The following is a 7,559-nucleotide window of genomic DNA, read 5'->3' on the forward strand; positions in this document are numbered from 1 at the left end:
CGCCGCGGCGATGCGCTCGGCGGCGACGGTCTGCGCCGGCGGCGCGGCGGCCGCGGCGGCCGCGCCGAGCGCGAGCGGAAGCAGGAGGAAGGCGCTCATCGCGGCTCAGCGGCGCAGGTTGTTGATGGTTTCGAGAATCTGGTCGGAGGCCTGCAGCACGCGCGCGTTGAGCTGATACGCGCGCTGCGCCAGCACCAGGGCCGACATCTCGTCGATCATTTCCACGTTGGCCATTTCCACCTGGCCCTGCTGCAACTGGCCGAAGCCGGTCTCGCCGGGACGGCCGTAGACCGGCGCGCCGGCCGCGTCGCCGGCCTGGAACTGGTTGTCGCCGATCGAGCTCAGCTGGTCGGGCGCGGCGAACGCGGCCAGTTCGATCTGGCCGAGCAGGCTGCGCTCCTTCTCGCCTTCCAGGATCGCGGTGATTTCGCCCTTGGCGTCGATGCGCACGTCCTTGGCGCCTTCGGGAATGCGGATGTCCTGGGTCAGGCGCGGGCCGTGGATCGACACCAGCGCGCCTTCGGCGTCGAGGCGGAACTGGCCGTCGCGGGTGTAGACGCTGCGGCCGTCGTCGGTGCTCAGTTCGAAGAAGCCGGCGCCGTCGATGGCCAGGTCGTAGACGCCGCGGGTGGCGCGCAGTTCGCCCTGGGTGAACATGGTCGAGGTCGACAGCACCCGGCTGCCGTTGCCGGCCGCCGATTCGGCCGCCAGGCGCGCGGCCTGGGCCGGGTCGGCGGCCTGCGCCGGATCGGCCGCGACCGCGGCCGCGGCGACTTCGACGAAATTGGCCCGGCCGCGCTTGAAGCCCGGCGTCTGCAGATTGGCGACGTTGTTGGAGATCACGTCGATCTGCTTTTGTTCGCTGCGCAGGCCGCTGGCGGAAATATAGAGTGCGTCGATCATCTGTCGGTCTCCAGGTTCAGTTGTCGCCGATCCGGTTGATGCCGGCGTCCATGGCTTTGTCGTAGATGGAAATGGCGCGCTGCACCGATTCGGCGTGGCGCGTGGTTTCGATCAGGCGCAAGGTTTCGGCGGCCGCATCGACGTTGGCGCTCTCCAGCGCGCCCTGCACGACCCGGCCGCGCCATTCGCCGCGCTCGCCTTCGTAGGCGTAGGCACCGTCGCCGGCCGGACGCAGCGCCGCGGCGTCGGCGGCGGCGACCAGCTCCAGCCGGCCCAGGCTGCGCCGGTCGGCGCTCCACAGTTCGCCGTTGGCGTCCACGCGCAGGCCCGCGGCCGCGCCGGGCTCGCCGAGCAGGATCGGCCCGCTCTCGCCGAGCACGCGGTCGCCGACCGCGTTGACCAGGGCGCCGTCGGCGTCGACGCGGAACGCGCCGGAACGGGTCAGCAAGCTGCGGCCGGCGCGCTCGACCGCGAAGAAGCCCTCGCCCTGCAGGGCCAGGTCGAGCGAGCGCGCGGTCTGCATCAGGGTGCCGTCGCGCTGGTCGATGCGGGTCCGGTCCGCGGCCAGCGGGTCGGCGCCGAGCGGGGTCGCGTCGGCCGGCGCCGAACCGTTGCGCGCAGCGCCCGCGGCGTCGAAGTTCGCCGGATCGAAACCCGGCTGCACGCGCACGCCGCGATAGCCGGGCGTGTTGATGTTGGCGACGTTGTGGCCGACCGCGGACAGCTGCTGCACGTCGGCGGCGAGCGCGCGGGCGACGGCCTGGAGGGTATCGGACATGGCTCAGGTCACCTGGATGGCGGCGAAGGAACGCACCGGCGTGGTCGCCGGGATCTCGTTGAGGCCGAGCACGGCCACGTACGGCATCGAGCGGTGCAGCAAGGCGCGCAGGCTGCGCCGCACCGGCGAGGGGCACAGCACCACCGGCGACAGGTTGCGGCTCATCATCGTTTCGGCCTGGCGCGCGAGGTTCTTCATGAAGCCGTCGAGCTGGGCGACCTCGGCGAACAGGCCGCCGCGCGCCTCGCCCGGCCGCAGGTTGGCCATCAGCGCGCGCTCCACGTCCGGCGCGAGGGTCAGCACGTGCAGATCGCCCTGGGCGTCGCGCAGCGGCTGGCAGATGATCGGCCCGAGCCGCTCGCGCACGCGCTCGGTCAGGTCCTCGGCCGACTTGGTGGTCTTGCCGGCGTCGATCAGCACTTCCAGGATCGCCTCGAGGTGGCGGATCGACACCTGCTCGCGCAGCAGCAGCTGCAGCACGCGCTGGATGTCGGAATAGCTCAGCACCGACGGCACCAGTTCCTCGAGCAGCGAGGCGTGCTGGTCGCGCATGCGCTGCAGCAGGCGTTCGGTGTCGGCGCGGGTCAGCAGGTCGGCGGCCTGGCGCTTGACCAGTTCGCTCAGGTGGGTCATCAGCACCGTGTCCGGATCGACCAGGGTGTAGCCGGCGGTGCGGGCGAACTGGCGCTGGTCCCTGGCGATCCACTGCGCCGGCAGGCCGTAGGCCGGGTCGCGCGTTTCCGGCCCCTCGAGCCTGGCGCGCTCGCCGCCGGGATTGATCGCGAGCACCCGGTCGATCGCCAGTTCGCCGGCGCCGACCCGGCTGCCGTGGAAGTGGATCTCGTAGCCGCTGGCCGGCAGTTCCGCGCGCGGGCCGGTCTGGATCTTCGGCAGCAGGAAGCCCAGGTCCTGGGCGAACTGCTTGCGCAAGGTGCCGAAGCGTTCGATCAGGTCGCTGCCGGGGCCGGTCAGGTGTTCGCTCAGTTCGGCGCCGAGGCGGATCTCGATCGGTTCGATCCGCATCCACTGCTGGACCTCGTCGCCGGCCGCGGCCGGGGTTTCCGAGGCGGCCTCGCCTTCGCCTTGCTCCTGTTTCCCGGTCGCGTCCTTGTGCGCGCGCAGGCTCATGAACGCCAGGCCGCCGAGCAGCGCCAGCACCAGCAGCACCGGCAGCTTGGGGAAGCCCGGCAGCAGCAGGATCGCCATCAGCGCCAGGCCGACGATCAGCAGCGCGCGCGGATTGGCCAGCACCTGCTTGGGAATCTCCGAGCCCAGCTGGGCGTCGGCCGCGGCGCGGGTGATGATGATGCCGGTCGCCACCGCGATCACCAGCGACGGGATCTGGGTGACGATGCCGTCGCCGATGGTCAGCAGGGTGAAGCGCTGCACCGCCTCGCCCCACGGCAGGCCGAGCTGGGCGATGCCGATCGCCAGGCCGCCGACGATGTTGGTCAGGATGATGATGATGCCGGCGATGGCGTCGCCCTTGACGAACTTGGTCGCGCCGTCCATCGCGCCGTAGAAGCTGGCTTCCTTCTCGACCAGGGCGCGCCGGCGCTTGGCCTCGTGCTCGTCGATCAGACCCATGTTCATGTCGGCGTCGATGCTCATCTGCTTGCCGGGCATGCTGTCCAGGGTGAAGCGCGCGGCGACCTCGGCCACGCGCTGGGCGCCGCTGGTCACCACCACGTACTGCACCACGACCAGGATCAGGAACACGACGATGCCGACCACGTAGTTGCCGCCGACCACGAACTCGCCGATCGCGTTGATGACCCGGCCGGCGTCGGCGCCTTCCAGGATCAGGCGCGTGGCCGAGACGTTGAGCGACAGGCGGAACAGCGTGGACAGCAGCAGGATGGTCGGGAAGGTCGAGAACTTCAGCGGCGTCTCGGTGAAGAAGGTCACCAGCAGGATCAGCAGCGCCACGCTGATGTTGGTCACCAGCAGGAAGTCCAGCACCGGCGCCGGCACCGGCACGAACAGCACCACCAGCACGCCGATCACCAGCGCGATCAGGGCCAGATCGCGCTTGCCGGTCCACAGTTGTCCGAGCATCGATTTCATGCGCTCGCCGCCTCGCCGCCGCGCGCGGCCCACAGTCGTTTATAGATCGGCGCCAGTTCGGCGTAGCGCGCCTCCGGCACCATCGCGTCGATCGCGCATTCGCCGTACAGCGCGCGCGCCAAAGGCGGCACCCGCATCACCGGCACGCCGTGGCGCGCGGCCAGCGCGCGGATGCGCGCGCTGAGCGCGCCGGCGCCCTTGGCCAGCACCACCGGCGCCAGGGTCTGGCCGGGGCGGTAACGCAGCGCCACCGCGACATGGGTCGGGTTGGTCAGCACCACGTCGGCCTCGCGCACCCGGCTCAGCGCGCGGGTCTTCTGCAGCAGTTCGCGCAGTTGCTGCTTCTGCTTGGACTTGACCTGCGGATCGCCGTCGCGGCGCTTGATCTCGTCGCGCAGCTCGCGCCGGCTCATGCGCATCTTGCGCATGAACTCGCGCCGGGTGAACAACAGGTCGAGCGCGGCCACCAGCGCCAGGATCATCAGCACGTACACCGAGGCCTTGACGAAGCCGGCCAGCAGCAGCGCGCCCAGGCGTTGCGGCAGGCTCATCGCCACCGCCTCGGCCAGCGCCCGCCCCTTCCACACGAACAGCGCGCACAAGCCGGCCAGCAGCGCGCTCTTGACCGTCAGCTTGCCCAGTTCCCACAGCGTGCGCATGGAGAAGATGCGCTTGATCGCGTTGGCCGGGTTCATCCGCTTGAAGTCGGGCTTGAGCGGATGGGTGGTGAACATCGGCCCGGTCTGCAGCAGGTTCGCCGCCACCGCCGCGACCACCAGCGCCAGCGCCAGCGGCGTCAGCGCCTGCCACACCGGCGCCCACACCTGCGCGATCCAGCGCACGAACGAGCCGTTCAAGGCCGGCGCGTTGCCGGCCAGCTCGATCGTGCGGCGCACGGCCATCGCCAGGCTGGAGGCGACCCAGGCCGCGCTCATCGCCGCCACCGCGGCGAACACGATCATCAGCAAAACGCCGACCGCGTCCGCGCTCTTGGCCACCTCGCCGCGCTTGCGCGCCTCTTCCAGGCGGTAGGCGGTGGGTTCTTCGGTCTTGTCCTGGTCGCCCTGCGACATGCTCAGCCTCCCAGCAACGCCGGCGCGCGCGCGAACGCGTCGCGGAACAACCGGCCGATCAGCGCCGGCATGAACGGCAGGGTCGCGGCGAGCAGCAGCATCGCGGCGACGATCTTCAACGGCAGCATCAGGAAATAGACGTTGGCCTGCGGCATCGAGCGGGTCGCGTAGGCGACGCCGACATCGACCGCGAACAGGCCCAGCACCACCGGCGCGACCGCGATCAGCGCGAGCAGGAAGCTGCTGCCGATCAGGCCGAACAGCGCCGGCGCGTCCAGATGCACGCCGGCGCCGCCGAGCGGCAGCACCTGCGCGCTGGCGACCAGCGCGCGGTACAGCTCCAGGTGCAGGTCGAGGGTGAAGAACAGCACCGTGCCGAGCAGCATCAACGCGGTGCCCAGCGCCGATTGCACGTCGTTCTGCGCGCCCGGGCTGAACAAGGTCGAAGCGCTCAGGCCGGCCTGCACGTCGACCAGCCAGCCGGCCGTGTGCAGCGCGCCTTGCGGAATCATCGCCACCAGGCCGAACACCAGGCCGATCGCCAGTTCGACGGCCGCCGCCGCGATCCAGCCGCCGGGCTGGGTCGGCATCGCGGCGAAACGTTCGGCCGGCAGCGCCAGCACCGTGGTCCAGGCCAGTCCCGCGGCCAGGGCGATGCGCACCATCGGCGGCGCCCAGCGCAGCGGCGACAGGCCGGAGATCGCCACCGCCGGCAGGTAGCGCAGGAAGGCCAGGATCAGCGCGCCGGCGTAGCGTTCGATCGCGTCCACGGCTACAGCCCCGCCGCCACTTCGAACATGCGCTTGGCCAGCTCGGTGGCGACCGAAAGCATCCAGCCGCCCATCATCAGGCACACGACGATGACCACGGCCAGCTTCGGCACGAAGGTCAGGGTCATTTCCTGGACCTGGGTGACCACCTGGACGATCGAAATCGCCAGGCCGACGACCAGGGTCGCCAGCAGGATCGGCGCCGACATTTTGGCGGCGGCCAGCAGCGTCTCCGTCAGCAGACGGATCGCGTAATCGGCATCCATGAGGGCCTTCTCCCGGGCTTCAGGCGTGCTTGGCGTCGAGAGTTTTCTTCAGGCGTGCCGCGAATTCGCTCACGGGTATCGGTGCGGCCGATGGCCCGGCGCGCAACAGTTCGCCCATCAGCGTCTGCGAGGCGTCGTGCTGACCGCGCGCGTCGAGCACCAGGGTCTGGGCGTAGCGCGCGGTGACCGCGTTCGGGTCCAGGCGCAGGGCGCGCTTGATGCCCTGCTCGGCGTTGTCGTAATCGCCGCGCAAGGCGTCGATCAGGGCCAGGCCGCCGTGGGTGTCGCCGAAATTGCGGTCCAGCGCGTAGGCCTGGCGATAGCTGGTTTCGGCGTCGTCGCGGCGGCCGGACAGCAGCTGCGTCCAGGCCAGCGCATGCCAGGTGCCGATGTGGTCGGGCATCGCCCGGACCGCGTGTTCCAGCACCGGGCGGGCATCGTCGAGGCGGTTGCGCAGCATCAGCGCCTGGCCCAGGCCGGACAAGGCGCGGCCGGAGTTCGCGTGCCGGCGCAGGCCGCGTTCGAATGCGGCCTGCGCCGCATCCACGTCCTGTCGCCACAGCGCCAGGGTGCCGGCGACGAGCAGGGATTCGTGCTGGTCGGCGTCGCGCGCCAGCGCCGAGGCGGCGACCAGGCCGGCCTCGTCGAAGCGGCTGTCGTCGAACAGCGCCAGGGCGAGCACGCCCTGCGCGGACACGTCGTCGGGATCGAGCGCGACCGCTTGCCGCGCGTACTCGACCGAGTCCGCGCCGCGTTCGAGCATCATCGCCACGCGCGCGCGCAACGTCGCCAACGCGGCCTGCGCGCCGAAGCGGCGTTCGGCCTCGGCCAGTTCGCGCTCGGCCTCGTCGGCCCGGCGCTGGCACAGCAAGGCGAAGGCCAGGTCGTGGCGCAGCGTGGGCGTATCGACGCCCTCGTCGAGCAGCGCCCGGGCCAAGGCCTCGGCCTCGCCATAGCGGCCGCCGGCGAGGTCCAGGCGCATGCGCCGGAAACGCACGCCCGGCGACATCGCCGCCTCGGCGGGCAGGCGGTCGAGAGTGGAAAGGGCCTCGTCGTGGCGACCCAGCGCCAACAGCGCATCGGCCAGTTCGCAGGCCAGGTCGGAATTGGAGGGATCGACTGCGAGATAGGCGCGCAGGCGCGCCAGCCTAACGTCCGTGTCCATCTTGAAAAAGTAGTTCCCAAAGTACTGCAACTGCTTGCACGGCCAGCCGTGCGTTACTGCGCGAACGTCGCTCCATTCCTTGAAACGACTCCGCTCCCCCGCTACGAACGACCCAATAAGTGACGGAGGTCGATTCGTGCTGAGAACCACGTTACAGCACCGATTTTCGGCGAGTCAACTACGACTTTCGAAGAATGCTTTCGGCCTGCAGATTCGATTTCAGCTACATGAACGTCGCAGGCTGAGCTACCGGCGCGGGCTAGCCGCGGCGCAGTTCGCGGATCAGTTCGGCCAGGGCGCGGCGCTGGCCCTCGTCGTTGTCCAGGGCCTGCACGATGCTGTCGAGCATCGGCTGCCACTCGCCGTAATCGCGCAGCCCCGGCCCGAACTCCCACAACAGCATGGCGCGCACCACGCGCGGGCGCGCGCGTTCCATCGAGGCCTCGTCGTCGGGATCGGCCTGGGCGGCGATCTCGCCGAGCTCGCGCCGCAGCGCGGCGACGTCGCGGCTGGCCGCGGCGCGCGCCGAGGCGCTGT

General features: G+C 70.6%; 8 protein-coding genes. All 8 read right to left on the bottom strand.

Annotated elements, in window-relative coordinates; all coding sequences use genetic code 11:
* Window positions 1–105 precede the first annotated feature (105 nt).
* A complete protein-coding gene (flgG, locus tag A7A76_RS19620; protein WP_206412823.1) occupies window positions 106–903 on the bottom strand; it encodes a flagellar basal-body rod protein FlgG in 798 nt (265 codons plus the stop codon).
* A 16-nt stretch (window positions 904–919) separates the two neighbouring features.
* Complete coding sequence (locus tag A7A76_RS19625) at window positions 920–1,681, bottom strand: flagellar hook-basal body protein (RefSeq protein ID WP_206412824.1); 762 nt, start codon at window positions 1,679–1,681, stop codon at window positions 920–922.
* 3 nt (window positions 1,682–1,684) lie between these two features.
* Window positions 1,685–3,748 carry a flagellar biosynthesis protein FlhA gene (locus A7A76_RS19630; RefSeq protein WP_206412826.1) on the bottom strand — a complete coding sequence of 688 codons (2,064 nt, stop codon included), beginning with the start codon at window positions 3,746–3,748 and terminating at the stop codon, window positions 1,685–1,687.
* Window positions 3,745–4,821 carry an EscU/YscU/HrcU family type III secretion system export apparatus switch protein gene (locus tag A7A76_RS19635; RefSeq protein WP_206412828.1) on the bottom strand — a complete coding sequence of 359 codons (1,077 nt, stop codon included), beginning with the start codon at window positions 4,819–4,821 and terminating at the stop codon, window positions 3,745–3,747. Before A7A76_RS19635 ends, A7A76_RS19630 begins: the two co-directional genes overlap by 4 nt.
* Before the next feature lie 2 nt (window positions 4,822–4,823).
* The gene (locus A7A76_RS19640) at window positions 4,824–5,591 is read right to left on the bottom strand and encodes a flagellar biosynthetic protein FliR (RefSeq protein WP_206412830.1); all 768 of its coding nucleotides are present in this window, start codon (window positions 5,589–5,591) and stop codon (window positions 4,824–4,826) included.
* 2 nt (window positions 5,592–5,593) lie between these two features.
* A complete protein-coding gene (locus tag A7A76_RS19645) occupies window positions 5,594–5,857 on the bottom strand; it encodes a flagellar biosynthetic protein FliQ (RefSeq protein WP_096377167.1) in 264 nt (87 codons plus the stop codon).
* Window positions 5,858–5,876: 19 nt separating this feature from the next.
* A complete protein-coding gene (locus A7A76_RS19650) occupies window positions 5,877–7,022 on the bottom strand; it encodes a tetratricopeptide repeat protein (RefSeq protein WP_206412832.1) in 1,146 nt (381 codons plus the stop codon).
* Window positions 7,023–7,281: 259 nt separating this feature from the next.
* Window positions 7,282–7,559: hypothetical protein (locus A7A76_RS19655; RefSeq protein ID WP_206412834.1), on the bottom strand; the 278-nt coding region annotated here is incomplete at its 5' end.

Origin of the sequence: Lysobacter enzymogenes (assembly GCF_017168095.1) — a bacterium.
GTDB lineage: Bacteria > Pseudomonadota > Gammaproteobacteria > Xanthomonadales > Xanthomonadaceae > Lysobacter > Lysobacter enzymogenes_D.